Source organism: Arthrobacter sp. efr-133-R2A-63, from assembly GCF_030209795.1.
GTDB classification, from domain to species: domain Bacteria; phylum Actinomycetota; class Actinomycetes; order Actinomycetales; family Micrococcaceae; genus Arthrobacter; species Arthrobacter bambusae_A.
The window spans coordinates 17,705-39,066 of record NZ_JARVRG010000006.1; the positions used below are offsets into that span (position 1 = coordinate 17,705).

General features: G+C 64.3%; 21 protein-coding genes. 15 read left to right on the forward strand and 6 right to left on the reverse strand.

Annotated features, from left to right (window positions below; genetic code table 11):
• Positions 1 to 53 precede the first annotated feature (53 nt).
• From QRN45_RS20880 to QRN45_RS03265, 5 genes are all read left to right on the forward strand, one after another.
• Complete coding sequence (locus QRN45_RS20880; RefSeq protein WP_350309750.1) at positions 54 to 470, forward strand: type II secretion system F family protein; 417 nt, start codon at positions 54 to 56, stop codon at positions 468 to 470.
• On the forward strand, positions 470 to 1,102 hold the full coding sequence (locus tag QRN45_RS03250; protein ID WP_502870692.1) for a type II secretion system F family protein: 633 nt from the start codon (positions 470 to 472) through the stop codon (positions 1,100 to 1,102). Before QRN45_RS20880 ends, QRN45_RS03250 begins: the two co-directional genes overlap by 1 nt.
• 761 nt (positions 1,103 to 1,863) lie before the next feature.
• Complete coding sequence (locus tag QRN45_RS03255) at positions 1,864 to 2,214, forward strand: DUF4244 domain-containing protein (RefSeq protein ID WP_264636924.1); 351 nt, start codon at positions 1,864 to 1,866, stop codon at positions 2,212 to 2,214.
• 38 nt (positions 2,215 to 2,252) lie between these two features.
• Positions 2,253 to 2,771, forward strand: coding sequence for a TadE family type IV pilus minor pilin (locus QRN45_RS03260; protein WP_372489671.1), 519 nt, complete (start codon positions 2,253 to 2,255; stop codon positions 2,769 to 2,771).
• Positions 2,768 to 3,145 (forward strand): Rv3654c family TadE-like protein, encoded by a 378-nt coding sequence (locus tag QRN45_RS03265; RefSeq protein ID WP_284762426.1) that lies wholly within the window; start codon positions 2,768 to 2,770, stop codon positions 3,143 to 3,145. Before QRN45_RS03260 ends, QRN45_RS03265 begins: the two co-directional genes overlap by 4 nt.
• On the opposite strand, the gene QRN45_RS03270 is transcribed toward QRN45_RS03265, so the two are convergent.
• Positions 3,142 to 5,466, reverse strand: coding sequence for a DEAD/DEAH box helicase (locus QRN45_RS03270; RefSeq protein ID WP_502870695.1), 2,325 nt, complete (start codon positions 5,464 to 5,466; stop codon positions 3,142 to 3,144). The two genes, QRN45_RS03265 and QRN45_RS03270, sit on opposite strands and share 4 nt — an antisense overlap.
• 105 nt (positions 5,467 to 5,571) lie before the next feature.
• Positions 5,572 to 6,267, reverse strand: a complete 696-nt coding sequence (locus tag QRN45_RS03275; RefSeq protein WP_078107650.1) for a GNAT family N-acetyltransferase — start codon at positions 6,265 to 6,267, stop codon at positions 5,572 to 5,574.
• 125 nt (positions 6,268 to 6,392) lie between these two features.
• Between QRN45_RS03275 and trhO the strand changes: the two genes are divergently transcribed.
• Entirely contained in the window at positions 6,393 to 7,286 is an 894-nt protein-coding gene (gene trhO / locus QRN45_RS03280) for an oxygen-dependent tRNA uridine(34) hydroxylase TrhO (RefSeq protein WP_078107651.1), read from the forward strand.
• Between the two features lie 6 nt (positions 7,287 to 7,292).
• On the opposite strand, the gene QRN45_RS03285 is transcribed toward trhO, so the two are convergent.
• Both QRN45_RS03285 and QRN45_RS03290 read right to left on the reverse strand, forming a co-directional pair.
• Positions 7,293 to 7,556, reverse strand: a complete 264-nt coding sequence (locus QRN45_RS03285; protein WP_284762428.1) for a DUF6023 family protein — start codon at positions 7,554 to 7,556, stop codon at positions 7,293 to 7,295.
• Positions 7,557 to 7,605: 49 nt separating this feature from the next.
• Entirely contained in the window at positions 7,606 to 8,043 is a 438-nt protein-coding gene (locus QRN45_RS03290; RefSeq protein WP_284762429.1) for a DUF6023 family protein, read from the reverse strand.
• Positions 8,044 to 8,158: 115 nt separating this feature from the next.
• Here QRN45_RS03290 and QRN45_RS03295 point away from each other — a divergent pair, with 115 nt between their 5' ends.
• The 7 genes from QRN45_RS03295 (at position 8,159) to proC (ending at position 17,043) form a co-directional block, all read left to right on the forward strand.
• Positions 8,159 to 9,832, forward strand: a complete 1,674-nt coding sequence (locus QRN45_RS03295) for a DUF7059 domain-containing protein (RefSeq protein WP_284762430.1) — start codon at positions 8,159 to 8,161, stop codon at positions 9,830 to 9,832.
• Between the two features lie 36 nt (positions 9,833 to 9,868).
• On the forward strand, positions 9,869 to 10,510 hold the full coding sequence (locus tag QRN45_RS03300; RefSeq protein ID WP_284762431.1) for an ArsR/SmtB family transcription factor: 642 nt from the start codon (positions 9,869 to 9,871) through the stop codon (positions 10,508 to 10,510).
• A gap of 120 nt (positions 10,511 to 10,630) precedes the next feature.
• Positions 10,631 to 13,357 carry a type I DNA topoisomerase gene (gene topA, locus QRN45_RS03305; protein ID WP_284762432.1) on the forward strand — a complete coding sequence of 909 codons (2,727 nt, stop codon included), beginning with the start codon at positions 10,631 to 10,633 and terminating at the stop codon, positions 13,355 to 13,357.
• A 145-nt stretch (positions 13,358 to 13,502) separates the two neighbouring features.
• Entirely contained in the window at positions 13,503 to 13,985 is a 483-nt protein-coding gene (locus QRN45_RS03310; protein ID WP_241709301.1) for an SseB family protein, read from the forward strand.
• A 71-nt stretch (positions 13,986 to 14,056) separates the two neighbouring features.
• Entirely contained in the window at positions 14,057 to 15,121 is a 1,065-nt protein-coding gene (locus tag QRN45_RS03315; protein WP_171983495.1) for a Ppx/GppA phosphatase family protein, read from the forward strand.
• Between the two features lies 1 nt (position 15,122).
• Complete coding sequence (locus QRN45_RS03320) at positions 15,123 to 15,959, forward strand: sugar phosphate isomerase/epimerase family protein (protein ID WP_241709302.1); 837 nt, start codon at positions 15,123 to 15,125, stop codon at positions 15,957 to 15,959.
• Between the two features lie 253 nt (positions 15,960 to 16,212).
• Positions 16,213 to 17,043 carry a pyrroline-5-carboxylate reductase gene (gene proC / locus QRN45_RS03325; RefSeq protein ID WP_078107660.1) on the forward strand — a complete coding sequence of 277 codons (831 nt, stop codon included), beginning with the start codon at positions 16,213 to 16,215 and terminating at the stop codon, positions 17,041 to 17,043.
• 30 nt (positions 17,044 to 17,073) lie between these two features.
• Here the strand turns inward: proC and QRN45_RS03330 are convergent, their stop codons facing one another.
• Entirely contained in the window at positions 17,074 to 17,712 is a 639-nt protein-coding gene (locus QRN45_RS03330; protein ID WP_171983496.1) for a potassium channel family protein, read from the reverse strand.
• Positions 17,713 to 17,752: 40 nt separating this feature from the next.
• Positions 17,753 to 19,186, reverse strand: a complete 1,434-nt coding sequence (locus QRN45_RS03335) for a TrkH family potassium uptake protein (protein WP_264636922.1) — start codon at positions 19,184 to 19,186, stop codon at positions 17,753 to 17,755.
• 110 nt (positions 19,187 to 19,296) lie between these two features.
• Between QRN45_RS03335 and QRN45_RS03340 the strand changes: the two genes are divergently transcribed.
• Positions 19,297 to 20,508 carry an acetoin utilization protein AcuC gene (locus tag QRN45_RS03340; protein ID WP_264636921.1) on the forward strand — a complete coding sequence of 404 codons (1,212 nt, stop codon included), beginning with the start codon at positions 19,297 to 19,299 and terminating at the stop codon, positions 20,506 to 20,508.
• A gap of 98 nt (positions 20,509 to 20,606) precedes the next feature.
• The gene (locus tag QRN45_RS03345; protein ID WP_284762433.1) at positions 20,607 to 21,182 is read left to right on the forward strand and encodes an ArsR/SmtB family transcription factor; all 576 of its coding nucleotides are present in this window, start codon (positions 20,607 to 20,609) and stop codon (positions 21,180 to 21,182) included.
• Positions 21,183 to 21,362 lie beyond the last annotated feature (180 nt).

Below are 21,362 nucleotides of genomic sequence, written 5' to 3' on the forward strand. Positions count from 1 at the left end.
CCAAGCTGTCGTCTGGGTCTCTTCAAGTTCTCGCGGCGGCGAGGGCGGCCTCGATGATCGGAACGTCGGTCGCCGAAGCCATACGAACGTCTGCAGCGAAGGATCTCAAGGGCGGGAATCCCGCGGAACGCCGAATCTGGGGAGAACTTGCCGCCTGCTTGGACGTTGCGGAGGCGAGCGGTTGTCCCTTGGCCGACGTGCTGACGCGATTTTCCGCCCAACTCGAGGCCGAGGACGACGCCGGTGATGCGCGCCAGACTGCCCTGGCCGGCCCGAAAGCCACCGTGCGCCTCCTGACATGGTTGCCGGTATTTGGCTTGGGGTTGGGCATGCTGCTCGGGACGGATCCAGTGGGGGTCCTGTTGGCCAATGGGGTCGGGTTGGCGGCGCTGGCGGCTGGGGGCGTCCTGACCGTCGCCGGCAGAATATGGTCATCCCGGCTGGTGCATGCCGCGGTGGGCGGTGACTGATGGGCCTGGCTTTGCCTGCCATCGCAGTGTCGCTGCTATTGATCTTCGCGGCAATCCTTGGGCTGGCGGATCAGGGAAGAATCCGGCGGTGTTCAGCCTTGCGGATGCTTCGCGAATCATCAGGGAACAACGGCCCACTCAAGAACGCACGGAGAGGCGAGGCGGTAGGCCCGCACCCGAATCCCGGGGGCCAGGAAGGCTTGCGCAATGTGCCGATGATCCTTGAGCTCGTGGCCGCCATGCTCGACTCAGGGGCGGGGCTCGGACGGGCCCTTGACTTGATCGCCGCATGCGCGTCCCCGCAGCTCAGCCGCACGCTGAGCACGGTGGTTGCCGCCCTCGAGATCGGAACTGACTGGGAGACCGCGTGGCGGAGTTCGGGCCAGCAGTGCGCTGAAGCGCGCAAGCTCAAGGACGCGCTCGCCTTCGCCGCCCTGACTGGCGCGCCATCCTCGGCCATCCTTTATGCCCAGGCAGCACGACTGCGGCGTGAACAGTTCAGGATGGCGGAAAAGCGTGCTGCCGCGCTCGGCGTGAAACTCGTGATCCCCTTGGGTCTTTGTTCCTTGCCCGCCTTCATCTGCCTTGGCGTCGTCCCCGTGCTCTTGGCAATGCTTCCGTCAGGGGGCTAATCCGCGGCCCCTACCGCGCGCATGGTCAGCCCAGCATTGACGAGTTCGCGGGCCGCAAGCCGTAATTCTTCGGCTCGCGCTGTCAATGTGGTTTTAGGCATGCCACTATTCTCAGGCTCACCATGGCTGGTGTCGATCCATAGGGGTGGTCAGGCATTCCACAAGCGGTATAGCGCGAGCCCAGAGTCGCGTGAATGCGAATGTCGAAAGATTTACCTCCAGCGATACTTGTTCGGCCACGGACAGGCTGGAAAGGTAGCAGTCCCGGCGTTGGTGTTGCAATGCCAGCATTCCATTTCCGGAAACGGTCGCCTTCGGGGGCGTCGGGGGGCGAAGGTAACACTCAACCTGAACCTGCTCGGAAAGTTCGCGCAGTCTCTTCCGTCGCCGCCGAGAGAGGATCAAATACATCATGCCCAGCATCACCACGTAGACGGCGGCGCTTAGTGCCGCCCCTTCCAACGCACGCCCCGACAGAGCTCCGATGAGAAAGTAACTGCCACCGCCGGCCACAAAGAAAAGCGCTACGTACCAACGGCGGCGCTTCTCGATCGTATCTGACTGTTAAGGACCACTAGCCCATACGAATAGGGGCGAGATGGTCGCTCCGCGCGAACGTTCGTGAAGGGGGCTTCCCCTCCACAGAAAGGTCAGGAGCGAGTTTTCCACTTAGGAGAGTTGGGGCCTTTCGAAGCCCAGGGACGGACGGAAGAGTCGAAGTATGTCCGGCAGCCAAGCCGGCCCGCAGAAAGGAACCTGAAATGAACGCAACCATCAACACCGCCCGGCCCGGCAGGCCCCTCGCCCAGGCAATCCCTTTTCCGCCGGAGGCCGAGATCCTTGAACTGTTCCCGGGCTCGCCGGGACACAACCCCGTCCAGATGCCTACCCATCCGCGTTCCACCGCTGAAACAGACCGCGACGACTCTTCCGTTCCGAAACGGTCGAAGAAGCGGGTCGTGGGGTCCGAGCTTGGCATGGCAACGGCCGAGTATGCCATCGCCACGCTTGCTGCTGTGGGCTTCGCCGGGCTCTTGGTGGTCATCCTTCGCAGCGAGGAAGTACGTGGCTTCCTTCTGAACCTCATTCGTAGCGCGCTCTCCCTGCCATGACAAGGCAGCGGGGTTCAAGGCAATGCGCCGAGACTTCGATCAGACGGGCCGCTCCGGGGAAAAAGGTTGATGGCCGGGCGAGCCACCGTCGGAAAGAGGCCTTCCCTGAGGGGGACTACGGTGCGGTCACTGCGGAATTTGCCGTGGCGTTGCCTGCTGTCCTGCTTCTATTGGCCTTGCTTCTCGCAGGATCGGCCGCGGGAATTACCCAGCTGCGCCTGGAAGAAGCTGCCAGGGCGGGAGCGCGGGCCCTCGCCCGCGGAGATAGCCATGCCGCCGTGGACGGAATCGTTCGAAGACTGGCAGGAGATTCCGCGTCGGCCGCCGTTGCGGAAGACGGCAAATGGATCACGGTCACAGTATCTGCCCGCGTGGTCGGGCCTTTTGGCTCGCTCATCCCCTGGAGTCTTTCAGCGACTGCGTCGGCGAGGGGAGAGGCACCGCAACCATCAGCATCCACCGCGCCTCTCTTCAAGGTCGGAGACGGCGTTGTGGACTTCAGAGGTGCTGTGCCGATGGAGAGGCTCCAAACCGCTGTGGAAGAGGTCGCGGCGTGAGGGCAGGTAGTGCCCGCGTCGGCGATGGCGATCGCTTTGCGGAAAGCGGTTCGGGAACCATCCTGGCTGTTGCTCTGGGCCTCGTTGTGTTGGCCTGCCTGGCGGCGGCGTTGACCCTTGCCCAAGCTATGACGATGGCCCACCGGGCAGCGTCTGCCGCCGATCTTGCTGCGCTCGCGGGAGCCGACGCCGCCCGCGGACTGACAGCCGGAGATCCTTGCGTGGTCGCCAGCGAAACGGCCGCGCGGCACGGAGCTTCGTTGTCGGCTTGCACAGTGCTCGGAGGTGGGATCGTGGAAATCCGGACGAAGCTGGACCGCGGCGCAGTCTTCGGGACCGCGACAGGCCGCTCCCGGGCCGGGCCGCCGCCCTAGACCGCGTCCCGCAGCAGCACGTCGATCAGCGTGACCGCAGCGTCCTTGTCCAGGGGATTGTTCTTGTTGCCGCATTTGGGGGACTGGACGCAGGAAGGGCATCCGGAGTCACATTCGCAGGCTTTGATGGCGTCCCTTGTGGCGGTCAACCACACTTTGGCTTTCTCGAAGCCACGCTCGGCGAATCCGGCCCCGCCGGGATGGCCGTCGTAGACAAATATCGTGGGGACTCCGGTGTCGGCGTGGAGCGCTGTTGAAACACCGCCGATATCCCAGCGGTCACTTGAAGCGACCAGCGGAAGTAGTCCGATGGCGGCGTGCTCGGCGGCGTGGAGCGCACCCGGGAACTGCGCCTCGATAAGGCCCGCGCCGGTCAGTGAACGGTTGTGAACCACAAACCATACCGCCTTGGTGAAGAGATCCCTGGCCCCGAGTTCCAGCGGTTCTTCCCCCAAAACCTCGTTGGAAATCAGTGCCTTACGTTGGAAGGAGACCACCTGTGTTGTTACCTTCACTTCGCCGAAGTGGACTGCGATATCCCCCCATTCCATGGTCCGGAGGGATTGCAGGACCTCGATCTGGGTCACATCGCGCGCGGTCGTGTAGTAGTCGGGGTTCGTTCGGCGAACCACCACGCAATGGTCTTCTTCGTTCAGTTCCTCGACCAGGTAGCTGTCCCCTTGGTGCACATAGATCGCCCCTGTATGCGCCTGGTAATGGGTCTGTGGCGAGTCCATGGTGCCCAGCAGGGAGCCAGTGTCGGAGTCCACGATGCTCACGGGGCCACCGCCGTCTGCGCGGAGGTTCACCATGGCCGCTGCGCTCTCGGGATGGGTCCAGAACCAGCCCGCGGGCCGTTTCCTCAGGTAACCCTGCTCCACCAGCTGATTCAGGAGGGACTCGGATGTTGGCCCGAACAGGCCGAGTTCGGCCACGCCGATGGGGAGCTCAGCCGCTGCCGCACACAGATGGGGGCCGAGCACGTAAGGGTTTCCTGGATCGAAAACGGTGGCCTCGACCGACACATCAAAGATCGCCTCCGGATGGTTGACGAGGTAGGTGTCCAAGGGATCATCGCTGGCCACGAATGCGGCAATGGCGTCCTGGCCCGCTCGGCCGGCCCGTCCGATCTGTTGGAACAGGGAAGCCCTCGTCCCGGGCCAGCCGGCCACCAGCACTGCGTCCAGTCCGGATATGTCGATACCGAGTTCCAATGCGGACGTGCTGGAGACCCCAAGCAGCTCGCCGGAACGCAAGGCCTTCTCCAAAGCCCGTCTCTCCTCGGGAAGATAACCGGAGCGGTAGGCGGCAACCCGTTGTGGCAGGCTCGGGTCCACCTCATCGAGGAGGCGCTTGGTGATGGACGATATTGTTTCGGCGCCGCGCCTGGATTTGATGAAGGCGATGGTCCGCACACGGGAGGACACCAGATTGGCCAGCAAGTCCGCGGTCTCGGCCACAGCGGTCCTGCGGGATTTCGCCCCGTTTTCGCCCTTCAGGTCGGTCAGCGCGGGTTCCCAGAAAGCCACAGTGGTGGAGCCATGCGGTGAACAGTCCTCGGAAACTTCACGGACGGGAGTGCCGATGAGCCGGGAAAATGACGTCCCAGGGTCTGAAGCCGTCGCCGACGCCGCAATGAACACCGGTTCGGGAAAGGAGGTGCCGGCACCGTAGTAGGCGCAGATTCGCCGGAGCCTGCGCATGAGGTTGGCGACGTGCGACCCGAACACACCCCGGTAGCTGTGGGCCTCGTCCACGATGACGTATCGCAACCTGCGGAAGAAGCGGGCCCACCACGTGTGGTTGGGCAGGATCCCGAAGTGCAGCATGTCAGGGTTGGCGAGGATGAAGTTGGCGTGATCGCGGATCCAGCGGCGCTGGGACTGGTCGGTATCGCCGTCGTACGTTTCCGCCCGGACGGTAGGGAGCCTGAGCGCGCGGATCGCTGCGAGCTGGTCGGCTGCAAGCGCTTTGGTGGGCGAGAGATACAAGGTGACGGCACCGTCGTCGTGGATCTTGCCCGGCTCGGACAGCACCCGCAGCTCGGAACGATGGATCGCGTCGAGGGCGGGGAGCTGGTAGGCAAGCGACTTCCCGGAGGCGGTCCCGGTGGCGATGACGACGTTCTGGCCCGAGTGTGCGAGCTCCGCTACTTCGATCTGGTGCCGGTACGGTTCGTGGATGCCCAAGGTTCCGTAGGCGGCAACCACATCGGGATGGGCCCAGCCCGGCCATGCCTCATGGACAGCCTGGCGCGCCGGAATAGTGCGGACATGTCGCAACTGCTCCGGGTCCGGGCTCCTGCCCAGAAGGGAGATCATCGATTCAGTTGCGTTCACCTGAACATTCTGTCATCGGAACGGAACCCAACGGTTGCCGCTCCAGCCGCGGACCCGCTGCGGGCAGCTCCCGGCGCCGAAGGCCGGCTACGCGACGGACAGGTCGGTCTCGTCGACCGGCTTGGTGGACATCATGAGCACCTGGCTCACATGCTTCCAGCCAAGGTGGGAGTAGAGATGCTGTCCGTCCAGAGAAGCCAGGAGGAGGCCGCTTTCAACATCGTGTTGAAATGCCTGCGCGGCCAGGGCCTTCATGATGAAACTGCCCAGTCCCCGGCGCTGGTAATTGGGCTCGGTGACGATCTTGTCGAACACCGCCGTCTGCCTGACCACGAATACCTGGCCGCTGGCCGCGACCTCTTCACCGGCATGGACCACCGCATAGTGGACGCCCTTGCTCTCGGAAGTCGTGAGCTTCAGGTCGTCATCCGAGAGCCACGGATCTTCCGCATCCTGCGTCCCCATGTCCACGATCATCATGGTCTGGGAATCGGAGGTGATGTTCAGCCCGTTTTCGCGCGCCAACTGGGTATAGCGCGCGACGTCGTTCGTGAGGATCGTCAGGATACGGGTTTCCGCCTGGGCGGTCTTGGCAGCCAGCGCGGCGAACTCGGCGTCGGAGGGGTCGTGCGCAAAGAATTCCCAGTCGCCGGTTTTGTCCGCACGCAGTGCTGCCGGGAACCGGCCTTCCTTGCGCGTTTCGTAGCTTCGGGACCCCGACCAGCCAGCCACCCAGACTTCGAGCAGCTCAGCGATGTCTTCAACCAAGGCGTCGTGACTCATGTAGAGAGACTATGCCAGAGGTCTGGGAATCAACAGGGCCGGTCAGTAACAGCTCCATTAACACTTTGGGCAGCCGGAAAGCGGCTCGGCGCACGGGTTTGGGGCCACCAAGTACCCTTAAATACGTGGCTTTGAACAGAATTGTGCTCTTCTATGGCTTTACCCCGATCGCAGACCCGGACGCCGTTCGGCTCTGGCAGCGTGCCCTGTGCGAGAAGCTCGGCCTGACCGGGCGCATCCTTATTTCGCGGGACGGCATCAACGCCACAGTCGGTGGGGAACTGAACAACGTCAAGCAGTATGTGAAGACCACCAAGGAATACAAGGGTTTCCACGATATCGACTTCAAATGGTCCGAAGGCGGAGCGGCCGACTTTCCGAGGCTCAGCGTCAAGGTGCGGGATGAAATCGTGTCCTTCGGTGCCCCCGGGGAACTGAAGGTTGATGCGAACGGCGTCGTCGGCGGTGGCACCCACCTTCAGCCTGAACAGCTCCATGCACTCCTGGAGGAAAAGAAGGCAAGTGGGCAGGAAGTAAAGTTCTTCGACGGGCGCAACGCCTTCGAAGCCCAGATCGGCAAGTTCAAGGACGCAATCGTCCCCGACGTCGCCACCACCCACGACTTCATCAAGGAACTCGACTCGGGTAAATACGACGACCTCAAGGACCAGCCTGTGGTCACCTACTGCACCGGCGGCATCCGTTGCGAAGTCCTGTCCAGCCTCATGGTGAACCGCGGCTTCAAGGAGGTTTACCAACTCGACGGCGGGATTGTCCGTTACGGCGAAACCTATAAGGACCAAGGGCTGTGGGAAGGCTCCCTGTACGTTTTCGACAAGCGCATGCACCTGGAATTCAGTGAGGAAGCCAAGACCATCGGCCAGTGCGTCCGCTGCCAGGCACCCACCAACAAGTTTGAGAACTGTTCCAACCTGAGCTGCCGCAACCTCACTCTGTATTGCGCGGAATGTGCGTCGAGCCCGGAAACGTTGCGTTGCCCGGAAGGCTGCGCCGCCTAGCTCCGGTCAGATCCGGCTCACCCGGTACGCGAAGTCCGCCGGAGAATGGGCGGTGATCGTCATTCCCAGGACGGCATCCTTCTCCAGCTGCAGGACTTTGACCCGTGTGGTGCCGCACCGCAACATCACCTCGACGAGGACGTCGCTTCCGTTTCGAACGGTGAAATCGGCACTGCGGGCACCACGGCACGCCAGCGTCACCGCATACGTTCCCCCGGGAAGACGTCCGGAAGGACATCCTGCGCCCACGACTTCAGGGCGCGCGCCCACCCCATAAGCCGACTCTACGCCTGGCCGAAACCTCGAACGAAGGGGGCAGCTACGAAGCCGGCACCAGTTGGTACGCGTAGATCACGGGAGCGTCCACGCTGCTTGCGCCGATGCTCACAGGACCGGTCGAGGGAATCTTGATACGGGACGTCTCGCGGCTGCCAAAGCAGGCTGCCCCGGCCTCGGTAATCCGGGTACCACCCGAGGAAACGTCGAAGAAGGCCTTGCCACCGCCGTCACACGCAACAGTCAAAATGTAGCTTCCCGCAGCGACGCTGGCGAAGTTCTTGACCAAGGGATCGCGGTTCGGGATTTTTCCAGAGTCCTCCAAGACCACTCCGGCCACCGAGGGCATGGTGGTCGCCTTCCACGCGGGGACGTCGGCGTTGGAGACAGATCTCCCGGAGGAGCACGCCGTCACCGCAAGGATGCCTGCGCCAAGGACCAGAAATGCAGCGCGACGCCAAATGGAGGGGTGAAATGCCATGATTCAACGCTACCTGCTCGATCGGCTCCCCGCCGACGTCGCAGCCGACGCAGCCGCCGGACCGACGAATGCGCGCCCGACGCCGCCCAGCCGCTGCCCCCAATAGACTTGCACGGTGACTGATCCCGCAACGCCCGCCACCTTTGGGGCCGCCCCCACCACCCTCGACGCTCCCCGCAGCGACCTTCCCGCGCTGCTCACAGCGCTCGCCGAAGACCTGCGACACGTCGGCTACACCGTGGACGGAGTGGCAGGGCTGCTGGGACAGTCCGCCCACGCGGCCCTCGCCCGGGACCAGCTCATCCCCGCACTCATCGTCACCGAACCGGCTGACTCCGCCGGAAACCCGGCGACGGACCCGGCGAAAGCCGCGCTCGCCGTCGTCGTGCGCTTGTGGCTTCTCGCCGTCCCCCAAACCGAAGCCGAGCTCGACGCCGCCCTGCCGCGCGTCCGCACCTCGGGTTTGGTGGAGCTTGGTTTGGTGGAGAAGAACGACGGCGGTGCTGTCGCCGCCAAGGTGGATTTGCGGCCGTACGGTTGGGAGGGCGACTCCGGAGCAGACAACAGCGGAAGCGGCGGCGCTGAACTGTGGGTTTCCAGTGATCTCGCCGCCCACCAGCAGCCCGGTGTGCTTCGGCACGACCATGTGCTGGGCATCGGGCAGGCCTCCACCACCCTTGTCCAGACCACCATCCGGCGGCACTCGAAACGCGCCCTGGACCTCGGGACGGGTTGCGGAATCCAGACCTTTCACCTCCTGCACCACAGCGAGCACGTCACGGCGACGGACATCTCCGAGCGGGCCCTCGCGTTCACCCGTTTCAACCTGATGCTCAATGCCGAGGCCCTGCACCTTGACCCGGCCAATCTCGAGTCCCGCGTGAGCTTGCGGCTGGGTTCGCTCCTGGAACCCGTGGCAGGCGAGACTTTCGATCTAGTGGTGTCCAATCCGCCTTTCGTGATTACCCCGCGAAGTGTCGGCGAGCAATCTTCGGATCAGTTCACGTACCGCGACGGCGGCCTCCCCGGCGACGACATCGTCGCCAACCTCGTCCGCACGCTGCCCGACGTCCTCGCCCCCGGCGGCACGGCGCAGATGCTCGGCAATTGGGAGATCCCTGCGGGCAGCGGCTGGACCGAACGGCCTTCGTCGTGGCTCGCCGGGTCCGGCACCGAGGCGTGGTTCATCCAGAGGGAACAGGTGAGCCCCGAGCTGTACGCGGAGACCTGGCTGCAGGACGCCTCCGAGGGGCGCGACCGCGAGCTCTACCGTGCTGCCTATGCCGCCTACCTGGAGGATTTCGCCTCCCGCAATGTGGAGGCCATTGGCTTCGGAATGATCTGGCTGCGGCGGCCCGAGGCCCTGCCTCCGGGAGCTGCCCCCACCCGATTCGAAGAAATCACCTACCCTATCGAGCAACCGATCGGTCCGCACCTTGCCGCCGCCGTCGAACGCGCCGACTGGCTGGACGCCCACGAGCTCTCCGAGGCCCACCTGGTGGTGGCCGAGGACGTGACCGAGGAACGCCACCAGCGTCCCGGCGCCGAGCACCCCGGCGTCATCCTGTTGCGCCAAGGCGCGGGCCTCCGCAGGACGAACCTGTTGAGCACCGAGCTGGCCGGCTTCGTGTCGGCATGTGACGGCGAGTTGTCCGTCCGCCAGCTGATCGGCGCCCTGGCCGCCCTGCTGGGTGGAGGGGAGGACTTCGACGACGACGCGTTCCGCACCGGGTTGCTCTCCGATGTGGGGAACCTGGTCCGCGACGGCTTCCTGCTCCCCGCGGCGTAGGGCACTTGCGGCGGTACCGGCGGATAAACTGTTTCGGTGAATGAAGACAATGGGGTATCCACCGGGCTGGCATCCGCGAAGCGCCGGAAACGGCCCGGCAAGACGGTGGAGATCACCGACCCCAAAGCGATCCGTGCGCTGGCCCACGCGGCCCGGCTTGAGGTCATCTCGGAACTGTATTCCACGCAGTTGAGCCGGACGGCCACCGAGCTCGCCGCACAGACCGGGCTCACGCCGAGCGCCATGAGCTACCACCTGCGGGCGCTCCAGAAGTGGGGGATCGTGACTGCCGCAGACAACGAAGGCGATGCCCGCGAACGCCGTTGGAAGGCTGCGGGTTCGGACTTCACCATCAAATCCGGCGGCAACGCTCCGAGCCCGGAGATCGCCGTCGTCGAACTTGAACTGGACGCCTTCCGGCGTCGGGCTACGGCCTTCACCCGGGCCCGTGGTGAGCGGCGCCTGCGCGGCGAGACCGCCAACGAGGCAGCCGCCATGGTGCTGTCCAGCGATCTGCTGTACCTGACTCCCGACCAGCGGACGGATCTCAAGGCCAAGTTCCAAGACCTCATCAGGTCATATGACCTCGAAGATCCCACCCGGATTCCCGAAGGAGCGGTACGAATCGCTACGATGTGGTCAATGATTCCGGACGACCGGACCCCGACCTCAACCTAGCCCAAACCCACTGTTCCTCCACAGCACTTGTGCACATGGAAACGCACGATTCTGCAAAATATGGTGAACTAGGCCAATATGGGCACGAGCCCAAGCAATTCATTTTTCTGTAGGAGAACCGTGCCCAGCAAGGCAAAAACCGGCAAGAAACTCGTGATCGTGGAGTCTCCGGCCAAGAGCAAGACCATCGCCAAGTACCTGGGCGAGGGCTTCATTGTCGAGGCCTCGATCGGCCACATCCGCGACCTCCCGCAGCCCTCGGACCTCCCTGCAGAACTGAAGAAGACCTCGGTGGGCAAGTTCGCCGTCGACATCGAGAACGACTTCAAACCGTATTACGTGGTGTCCCCGGACAAGAAGAAAAAGGTTGCCGAACTCAAGGCCCAGCTGAAAGACGCTGACGCGCTCTATCTCGCAACCGATGGGGACCGCGAGGGCGAGGCCATCGCGTGGCACCTCCTGGAGGTCCTGAAACCCAAGGTTCCCGTCTACCGCATGACGTTCGGTGAAATCACCAAGGAAGCCATCCACCGCGCCATGGACAACCTGCGCGACGTCGACAGCGCCCTCGTCGACGCCCAGGAAACGCGCCGCATCCTGGACCGTCTGTACGGTTACGAGATCTCCCCGGTGCTGTGGCGCAAGGTTGCCCGCGGACTGTCGGCCGGCCGGGTCCAGTCGGTCGTGACCCGCATGGTGGTTGACCGCGAACGCGAACGCATGGCGTTCAAATCCGCATCGTACTGGGACCTGACCGGCCAGTTCGGTACCGGCTCCGCGACGTTCAAGGCCAAGCTCGCCGCCGTGGACGGCGCGAAGGTAGCCAGCGGCCGTGACTTCAACGACGACGGCGTCCTCACCTCCGCGAACGCAGTGCACCTCAACGAGGAACTCGCGACGTCGTTGGCCGCCGGGCTCGAGAACGCGGACTTCCGCGTCCGCTCGGTCGACACCAAGCCGTACACGCGCCGTCCCGCCGCGCCGTTCACGACGTCGACCCTTCAGCAGGAAGCCGGCCGCAAGCTGCGCTTCACCTCCAAGAGCACCATGCAGATCGCCCAGCGCCTGTATGAAAACGGCTACATCACCTATATGCGTACGGACTCGTCCGCCTTGAGCGACGAAGCCCTCACGGCCGCACGCCGCCAGGCCTCCGAACTGTACGGTCCCGAGTACGTGCCGCAGTCTCCGCGCGTCTACGCCAATAGGGCCGCAAACGCGCAGGAAGCCCACGAGGCGATCCGCCCCGCGGGTGACTCCTTCCGCACCCCGGCCCAGGTGGCCAACCACCTGACCGGAGACGCTTTCCGGCTCTACGAACTCATCTGGAAGCGCACCATCGCGTCCCAGATGGGCGACGCCAAGGGCTCCACCGCCACCATCCGCCTCGGCGCAGTGGCAAACGACGGACGCGACGCCGAATTCTCGGCCTCCGGCACTGTCATCACCTTCCCGGGCTTTCTGGCGGCCTACGAAGAAGGCAAGGACGAGAGCCGCGGCGACGACGACTCCGACGAAGCCCGGCGCCTTCCCAACGTGGCCAAAGATGATTCCCTCACGGCTTCGGACATCGTTGCTGTTGGCCACGACACCTCGCCACCGCCGCGGTACACGGAAGCCTCGCTGACTGCGGAGCTGGAAAAGCGCGGCATTGGCCGTCCTTCCACCTACGCATCCACGATCTCCACCATTCAGGACCGCGGCTACGTCCGGAAGCAGGGGTCTGCGCTGGTTCCCAGCTGGATCGCCTTCTCGGTGATCCGCCTGCTGGAGCAGCACTTCACCGACTACGTGGACTACGAATTCACGGCGGACATGGAAGGCGACCTGGACAAGATCGCCAACGGCCAGGCCGTCGGTGCAGCTTGGCTCAAGCACTTCTACTACGGTGAAGACGCCGATCCTGGCCTCCTGAGCATCGTCAACAACCTCGGTGAAATCGATGCTCGCGAGATCAACTCCGTGCCGATCGCCGAGGGCATTACGCTGCGCGTCGGCAAGTTCGGCCCGTACTTGGAAAGCTCGATCCCTACCGTCGACCCCAAGACCGGCGAAGTCGTGGAGTCTGCGCGAGCCAACGTCCCCGAGGACCTCGCGCCGGACGAGCTGACCGCGGCAAAGGCCGTAGAGCTCATGGAAACGGCTGCCCCTGAGGAACGTGTCCTGGGCGCGGATCCGCACACCGGGCACACCGTGGTAGCCAAGAACGGCCGCTACGGGGCCTATGTCACCGAGATCATCCCGGAAATGACCGAAGAGCAGCTGGCCAACCAGCCGGTGGAGTATTACAAGAACGGCAAACCGAAGCCGCCGAAGAAGCCCGTCAAGGCCAAGCCGCGCACGGGATCTCTGTTCAAGTCAATGACGGTTGACTCGATCTCGCTCGACGAAGCCCTGCAGCTCATGAGCCTGCCTCGTGTCCTCGGCGCAGACGCCGACGGCAACCCGATCACGGTGCAGAACGGCCGCTTCGGGCCGTACCTGAAGAAGGGCACGGACTCCCGTTCCATCGGATCCGAGGAAGAGATCTTCACGATCACCTTGGAACAGGCACTGGAAATCTACTCCCAGCCGAAGCAGCGTGGTGCGCGTGCTGCCGTGCCGCCGCTGGCCGAGTTCGGTCCGGACCCGGTTTCGGAGAAGAACATCGTGGTGAAGGAAGGCCGTTTCGGGCCGTACATCACCGACGGCGTCACCAACATCACCGTTCCGCGCGCCACGTCCTTGGAAGAGCTGACCCGGGAACAGGCAATCGAGCTCCTTGCCGAGAAGCGCGCCAAAGGCCCGGTCAAGCGGACCACCACGGCCCGGAAGGCGCCTGCGAAGAGGGCCACGGCGAAGAAGTAGTTCTGCTTGCCGAAATCGTGGGTGCGGGCCGAGGACTACGTTCCGGAACGCAGCGTACGGCCCGCACCCACGATCTCGCCACCGGACGGCGGCCCGGGCGGACCGGGAATTGCTTCCGGCAGGGGAACCGTGATCGAGTGGAACCATGACAGATCAGCCGGCAGCCCCGGAATCCTTGCCCTTGAACGACCTTGAGTCCAAGCTCGCAAAGTCCGGGCAGCCCGACGCAAACCCTGTGGACGTCATCCTGGCCTTCCTGAACAACGAGGTCTACATCCTGAGCACCGACTCCTTGGACAAGCCTGACGCCGCGGTGGAGCCGCTTGTCCTCGCCAACTCCGAGGGCCAGCCGGTCCTCGCCGTGTTCAGCCACCCGAGCCGGGTGGAATCGCACTTCCTTGAGGCCGCACCCAACGTCCTGGGCACCCACGGCTCGGCGATCCTGGACAGCATCGGCGACGAGCTGGGCCTGGTGATCAACCCCGGCAGCGAGCACGGCTTCGAGATGGGTCCGGAAGGCATCGCCAACGTCCGCCGCGACTTCACCCGCGCGGACGAAGCCGAGGAAGCAACGGGCGAAGCCACCGCCCCTGCCGCAGATGCACCCGTCGACGGACCCCGGGACTAATTGCCTAGCCGACGGCACGAATCGGCAGTCGTACTTGCTTCACACGCTTCGAATCGGGGAATAATGGCAGAATGCGTCTTGGCGTCCTAGACATCGGTTCCAACACCGTCCATTTGCTTTTGGTGGATGCGCATCCGGGAGCACGTCCGGTCGCATTTGCCTCCCACAAGCGACCGCTTTCGCTGGTTCAGTTCCTGGACGCCGACGGCAACATCAACGACGCCGGACAACACGAGTTGATCGAGTTCGTCCTCGAAGCCTGGGAGTTCGCAGCCCGCCACAAGGCCGAGGACCTCCTGGCTTTTTGTACCTCGGCCATCCGCGAAGCCACCAACGGCGTCGAGGTCCTCGCCCGGGTGAAGCACGAAACCACCGTGACCCTGCAGGAACTGACCGGCAGTGAAGAAGCCTCCATGACGTTCTTCGCGGTTCGACGCTGGTACGGTTGGGGCGCCGGACCGATCCTGGACCTCGACATCGGCGGTGGGTCCTTCGAAATGGCGTTCGGCCAGGATGAACTGCCCGAACTCGCGGTGTCAGTGCCGCTTGGCGCCAGCCGCTTGACGAGGGACTGGCTCCACAATGACCCGCCCACGGCCAAAAGCGTCAAAGAGCTGCGCAAGTACATCCGGCACACGCTCAAGCCGGTCGTGCGCGAGTTCAAGCAATTGGGCCGGGCCAACCTGGTGGCCGGAACCTCCAAGACCTTCCGTTCGCTTGCACGCATCGCAGGTGCGGCCCCCAGTGGCGCCGGGCCCTACGTCAAGCGCGAACTCCACGCCACGGACTTGGGGCTGTGGGCGCAGCGGATCTCGGCCATGACCGTCGAGGACCGGCTGTACCTCCCGGGCGTCTCGGATGCACGGGCGGCGCAGATCCTTGCGGGTGCCCTCGTCGCCGAGGCCGCATTGGAATTGTTCGAGTTTCCCAGCATGGAGATCTGCCCCTGGGCCTTGCGCGAGGGATTGATCCTCCGCCGGCTCGACCAGTTGATCTTCGATGGCCCGCTGGCCCCGGCCCCGCATGTCGGGCTCGGAGGCGCGGTACCCGTGCCACGCCTGGGCGCCAACACCGGAAAGGCCGCGCCCGCGGCAGTATCCATACCAATCCCCATCGCCGGGAGGCAGGCCAACTAACATGAGCACCGACGTCGAGCACTCCGAAGAAGACACGCCGAGGATCCCGGTGGCGCTATCCAGCGCTTCGGTCTATCCTCTCAGCGTCCATGACGCTTTTGCCGTGGCCCAGGACCTGGGGTACGACGGCGTCGAGGTGATGGTGACCAACAACGCCACCAGCCAGAACCCGGATGCCCTCATCCAGCTAAGCCATCGCTACGACCAGCAAATCGTCTCCATCCACGCGCCCACCCTGCTGCTGACCCAGCAGGTTTGGGGTCCGGCGTGGAACAAGATCGAGATGTCCTGCCAGATGGCGCGCGAAGTCGGCTGCAACACCGTGGTGGTCCACCCGCCGTTCCGGTGGCAGTCGAACTATGCGGAGAACTTCGCTGCCGGCGTGCGCGAAATCGCGGCGATGTACCAAGTGCACATCGCCGTAGAGAACATGTACCCGTGGCGTGTGCGCGGCCGGGAGGCGCTCGCTTACCTTCCGCACTGGGATCCGATGGGCCAGGATTACGACGACGTCACCTGGGACTTCTCGCACGCCGCCACCGCGGGTGCCAACAGCCTGGAGGCGATCCAGGCGCTCGGGAGCAAGCTGCGGCACGTCCACCTCACAGATGGTTCGGGCTCGGGCAAGGACGAGCACCTGATCCCCGGTTACGGCACCCAACAGTGCGCCGAGGCGCTGCAGTATCTCGCTTCCAGTGGATTCGAGGGCACCGTGGTTGCCGAGATTTCGACACGCAAGGCCAAGGCTGCCGGTGAACGCGAGGAGTGGCTTGCCGAGACGCTGCGCTTCGCCCGCCAGCACTTGGGGGCGCCGCTCGTGGGAGCCTTTGAGATCTAGGTTCCTTAAACGAGAAAGCACCGGCGGTCGATACGGGAAAATGGGGGGAAACCCGTTCGACCACCGGTGCTTGTGGCGGACATCCCCATGCCCGCCTCATCACTCGCACCCTCAATGAGGTAATTACTAAGCTACGGATCGATGTTGGGTGCAGCCTGCGATAACCTTGGGAACCAGCTGGGAATCCTGGCTTGTTCGAACAGCTTCCGAAATCCGTTCGGCAGCGGGGTGGCCGAACTGGCATCATGGAGCCATGAGCAACCGAATCGCATTCCTTGGCTGTGGGTCCATGAACGAGGCCATCCTGGGTGGCCTGCTGGCTGCCGGAACGGACCCGTCGGACGTCGTCGCCACTGTGCGTCGCGCAGAACGTGCGGCGGAACTAGCTGAGCGCCACCATGTCATGACGATTGCCGGAGCCGAGGAACCAGACAACAACAAGCTGGCCACGAAGGGCGCTTCGGTTGTCATCCTGGGCGTCAAGCCTGCGGGCATTGCCGATCTTGCCCGGGAAATCTCACCAGCGCTGGCCAAGAACACCATTGTGATCAGCGTTGCCGCAGCCGTGTCCATCGCCCAGCTGGAAGCTGCCCTGCCGGCGGGCCAGCCGGTCATCCGCACGATGCCCAACACGCCCGCCAAGCTCGGCCGCGGGGTAGTCTCTGTTTCGCCCGGAACCAACTGCACCCCCGCGCAGCTCCAGCAGGCCAAGGACATCCTCGCCGCCGCAGGCACCGTGGTGGAAATCCCCGAGGAACAGGTGGATGCCCTCTCCGCCATCAGCGGCTCCGGCCCCGCGTACGCGTTCTACCTCGCAGAAGCAATGGCTGCCGCCGGCGTCGAGCTTGGCCTGGATCCCGAGCTCTCCCTCAAGATTTCCCGCGAGACCGTGGCGGGCGCCGGTTTCATGCTCGCTGAGCCCGGAGCCGACCCCACCGCGCTGCGCATTGCCGTGACCAGCCCCAACGGCACCACCGAACGCGCCATCGCTGCGTTCAACGACGGCGGGATACCTGCGATCATCGCCGACGGAGCCCGCGCCGCGGCCGCCCGGGCAGCGGAAATCACACAGCAGCTCGCTTAGTCCTACTTACGGTGCTCACGAGGACGGTGGCTACGGCCGCGCCGCGAACCGTTCCAGCAGGTCCACGTGGCCGGACACAATCAGCATGTCGCGGCCGGAAACCTTCGTGTCCGGTCGGGCGTAGGTGAAGTCCTCGCCCGGGGATTTCACGCCAACAATGGTCACGCCGTATTTCGAACGGACCTTGGACTCATCCAGCGTGAAGCCCACCGTTTCCTTGGGCGGGTACATTTTCACGATGGCGAAATCGTCGTCGAACTCGATGAAGTCCAGCATGCGCCCGGAGACCAGGTGTGCCGCACGGACTCCGGCGTCGGCCTCGGGGTAGATGACATGGTTGGCGCCGATGCGGGTGAGGATCTTGCCGTGGGAGGCGGTGATCGCTTTCACCCAGAGGTGTTCGATTCCCAGGTCCACGAGGTTCACCGTGATGAGCACCGAGGATTCGATCGACGTTCCCACGCCCACCACGGCAGAGCTGAATTCCTGCGCGCCAAGCTGGCGGAGGGCATCGATGTTGGTGGCGTCCGCTTCGACCACATGCGTCAGCACCGAGGCCCAGTTCTGGACGAGCGTGCGGTCGCGCTCGATGGCCAGGACTTCGCGTCCTTGCTTGACGAGCTGCTCGGCAGTGGCCGCACCGAATCGGCCCAAGCCGATCACCAGCACGGGCGCGTTGTGCGCCGGCCGGTTGGGGACGCCTGATGAATTAGCCAATGATCGGCCTCTCTTCCGGATAGTGGAATAGCTGCCTGCGCTGGCGGAGGGCCAAGGCGGAGGCAAGGGTAATGGTGCCGATGCGGCCGGCGAACATGAGGGCGGCGAGGATGTAAACCCCCGACGGCGGGAGTTCGGCGCTGAGGTTCGTGCTGAGGCCTACGGTTGCAAAGGCTGAAATGGTTTCGAAGAGTACCCGGTCCAAACTGGCGCCGCTGATGGCCAGAAGCAAGAATGCGGCCGCGCACACCAAGGTGGCGCCGGCGACGATCACCGAGATAGCTACCCGCATGGTGCCCTCGGGAATCGTACGGCCATAGACCTTGACGTCCTGATCGCCCCGGGCCTCAGCGACGATGGCGAGGAACATGACCGCGACGGTGGTCACCTTGATGCCGCCCGCCGTCGATGCCGAACCGCCGCCGGCGAACATGAGCGCGTCCGACAGCAGCCTGGTGGTGGCGTCCATGTGGCTCTGGTCAACCAGGTTGAAGCCGCCGGAGCGCGTCATGACCGAGGCGAAAATGGAATGCGTGATCTTGTCGCCGACACTCATGTTGGCGATGGTGTTGGTGTTGTCCCACTCCATCAGGGCCCACAGGACTGCGCCGGCAATGAGGAGGATCAAGGAAACCTGGATGGTCAGCTTGGTGTGGAGGCTCCACTTCTTCCAATTGAGGCCGTGCCGCCGAAGCACCAGCATCACCGGGAAGCCGAGGCTGCCGAGGAACACTCCCAGCATGAGCGGCACAAGAATCCACAGATCGGTCTCGTACGGCACGATTCCGTCGGAATGGGGCGTGAACCCGGCATTGTTGAAGGAAGAAATCGAGTAGAAGATTCCGTGCCAGACTGCCTGCCAGAAGTCCTCTCCGAGTGTCAGGAACCGCGGAATCATCGCGATGGCCAGGATCGCCTCGATCGTCACGGACGTCGAGATGACGATCCGCAACAACGTACCCACTTCGCCCAGGCGTCCGGCGTTGTTCATGGCCTCCTGGGCGATGAGCTTGCCCCTCACACCCAGCCGTTTGCTGACCATGAGCGCCAGGAGCGATGCGAGTGTCAGGGTTCCCAACCCACCCACGAAGATGCCCACCAGAATCACGAGCTGGCCGAAGAACGTCCAGTGCGTCGCCGTCGACACAACCGTCAGACCGGTCACACAGACACTGGAAACAGCGGTGAACAAGGCCTGGTGGATGGGAGTGACCGAACCGTCCGCCGATGCCGCGGGCAGGGAAAGCAGGCCGGTGAACAGCAGAATCGCGAAGACATATGCCGTCAGCGCCAACCGGGCCGGTGAGGAGTTGGCGATGTTGTCGATGAAGTCGCGGATGCCCGTGAAAATCCACAGGCTTCCCCGCTCCGGCTGGACGGTTTGCCAGCTGGCCGGGTCTCGGGACCTCGACTGGCTCTGGGTCATGGCGGTGCTGTTCGCTTCTGGTCGATTGATTCTGCTTTCCTGAGTAGTAAACCACTAATCGCTCGCCGTCACGGGCAGTGCGCTCCCGCCGCTCGGGTAGCCTGTCATTGATGACTTCCTGGGCAGGCCTCCGTCCCTCCCCGCTGCCAACGACGGTGGCGTGGGATCCCGCCATGACCGCGTACAATTTCGGTCCCTCGCATCCGATGGCCCCCGAGCGGCTCGAACTCACGGCCAGGCTCGCCGCGGCACTCGGACTCTTCGACCTCGAGCATGTGTCCGTCCAAGCGCCCGGGGTCGCGTCCGACGTCGAACTCCTGGCTGTGCACAGTGCCGAATATGTCGCCGCGGTGCGGCGCGCAAGCGACGATCCAACGACGCCGGACCCGGAACGCGGGCTTGGCACCGACGATGATCCGGCCTTTGCCGGGATGCACGAAGCCAGCGCCCGGCTGGCCGGCGGATCGTTGCTCGCGGCCGAGGCGGTCCTGTCCGGTACAGCGGTCCGCGCCGTCAACTTCGGTGGCGGCATGCATCATGCGTCCCGTGAGCGGGCCAGCGGCTTCTGTATCTATAACGACGCCGCCCTCGCCGTGCAGAGGCTGCTCGACGGCGGTGTCCGCCGGGTCGCGTACATCGACGTCGATGCCCACCACGGCGACGGCACCCAGAGCATCTTCTGGAACGACCCCAGGGTCCTGACGATTTCCCTGCACGAGAGCGGGCTCTCGTTGTTCCCAGGAACGGGATTCGCCAACGAGATCGGCGGCCAGGACGCGCTGGGCACGGCCGTCAACGTGGCCTTGCCCGCATGGACCGGCGACGCCGGGTGGTTGCGCGCCTTCCATGCCGTAGTACCGCAACTTGTGCAGGCCTTCGAACCGGAAGTCATCGTGAGCCAGCATGGCTGCGACTCCCACAAACTCGATCCCCTCACCCACCTCAACCTCAGCGTGGACGGCCAACGCGAGGCGGCCACCGCCGTCGCGGGCCTTGCTGGCCGGTTTTGCGAGAACCGCTGGATCGCCACCGGGGGAGGAGGTTACGACATCACGGGAGTGGTGCCGCGCACGTGGAGCCATTTGATAGGCATCGTGGCCCAACACCCCGTCCGGCTCACGGCTCCGGTTCCGGAGGCTTTCCGGAGCTATGTCCAGGAAAAGTACGGCGAAGCGGTACCGGAATTCATGGGCGACGGCGTCGACACTTGGTGGCGTTCGTGGGAGGTCGGGTACGACCCCGCGGATGCCGTGGACCGCACGATCATCGCCACCCGCAAGGAGATTTTCCCGCTCTACGGACTGGATCCCTGGTTCGACTGATGCGTGTTCGACCAGCTGGCGTAAGACCGAGGGCAACGCCACGCGCATATGCGAAATAGTTGATGCCTTTTGGCGTATATGTCGCTAGGGTGGGAGGCATGGTGACTGACGACGTATTTGCCGTCATTGCTGAGGCAACCCGGCGTGACATTCTGGTTTCCCTCCGCTCTGGGGATAAGGCTGTGGGGGAACTGGTGGAGGAGCTCGCCGCGAGCCAGCCCACCATTTCAAAGCATTTGAAGGTACTCCGCGAGGCGGATCTCGTCAGCATGCGCGCACAGGGGCAAAAACGCTATTACGCGTTGAACCCGAAGCCGCTCGCAGGTGTTGCGAGCTGGCTGGAGACGTTCGACGTCGGTCCCGCGAAGCCCGCGGCCGAAGCCGCGACGCCGGCGCGCAGCCCCCGCCCACGTGCGGCGGGCCAGCCGGAAGCAGCGGGCCAGGGCACTGCGAAGAAGCAGCCCGACAGCGAGCCGCTGGGCACGTCTCCGGCGACCACCGACGTCGAGCGCTCGCCTAAAACCGTTCCCGCCTCGGGAGCTGTTGCCTCCGCCGCAGGAATCGACGACACCAGGCCGCAGCAGATCGGCCGTACGGTTGGCCGTGCCGCCACCAAGGCTGCGGACCTCTTGGCGAACCTGCCGAACCTGCCGAAGTTCGGGCGGAAGAAGTAGAAGCAAGCCGGGGTGATCGCGGTCAGGCCCTGGCCGATGTTTCCTGGAAACAGCGCTTTTCGCGGTCCTCTGCCCTCAGCGCTGCCCGGTCGTAATCGGTTCGGATGGAGACTGCCGCGCGACTAATGCGAGCATGACGGGATTGTATGCAGACCCGCCGCTCGGCGCAGAAGTTGTAGG

Excerpts from the sequence above, each read along its gene's own strand:
- QRN45_RS20880 (WP_350309750.1), top strand. The coding sequence starts at position 54 with ATGATCGGAACGTCGGTCGCCGAAGCCATACGAACGTCTGCAGCGAAG.
- QRN45_RS03250 (WP_502870692.1), top strand. The coding sequence starts at position 470 with ATGGGCCTGGCTTTGCCTGCCATCGCAGTGTCGCTGCTATTGATCTTC.
- QRN45_RS03255 (WP_264636924.1), top strand. The coding sequence starts at position 1,864 with ATGAACGCAACCATCAACACCGCCCGGCCCGGCAGGCCCCTCGCCCAG.
- QRN45_RS03270 (WP_502870695.1), bottom strand. The coding sequence starts at position 5,466 with ATGATCTCCCTTCTGGGCAGGAGCCCGGACCCGGAGCAGTTGCGACAT.
- QRN45_RS03275 (WP_078107650.1), bottom strand. The coding sequence starts at position 6,267 with ATGAGTCACGACGCCTTGGTTGAAGACATCGCTGAGCTGCTCGAAGTC.
- QRN45_RS03290 (WP_284762429.1), bottom strand. The coding sequence starts at position 8,043 with ATGGCATTTCACCCCTCCATTTGGCGTCGCGCTGCATTTCTGGTCCTT.
- QRN45_RS03310 (WP_241709301.1), top strand. The coding sequence starts at position 13,503 with ATGACAGATCAGCCGGCAGCCCCGGAATCCTTGCCCTTGAACGACCTT.
- QRN45_RS03315 (WP_171983495.1), top strand. The coding sequence starts at position 14,057 with ATGCGTCTTGGCGTCCTAGACATCGGTTCCAACACCGTCCATTTGCTT.
- QRN45_RS03320 (WP_241709302.1), top strand. The coding sequence starts at position 15,123 with ATGAGCACCGACGTCGAGCACTCCGAAGAAGACACGCCGAGGATCCCG.
- proC (WP_078107660.1), top strand. The coding sequence starts at position 16,213 with ATGAGCAACCGAATCGCATTCCTTGGCTGTGGGTCCATGAACGAGGCC.
- QRN45_RS03335 (WP_264636922.1), bottom strand. The coding sequence starts at position 19,186 with ATGACCCAGAGCCAGTCGAGGTCCCGAGACCCGGCCAGCTGGCAAACC.
- QRN45_RS03340 (WP_264636921.1), top strand. The coding sequence starts at position 19,297 with ATGACTTCCTGGGCAGGCCTCCGTCCCTCCCCGCTGCCAACGACGGTG.
- QRN45_RS03345 (WP_284762433.1), top strand. The coding sequence starts at position 20,607 with ATGGTGACTGACGACGTATTTGCCGTCATTGCTGAGGCAACCCGGCGT.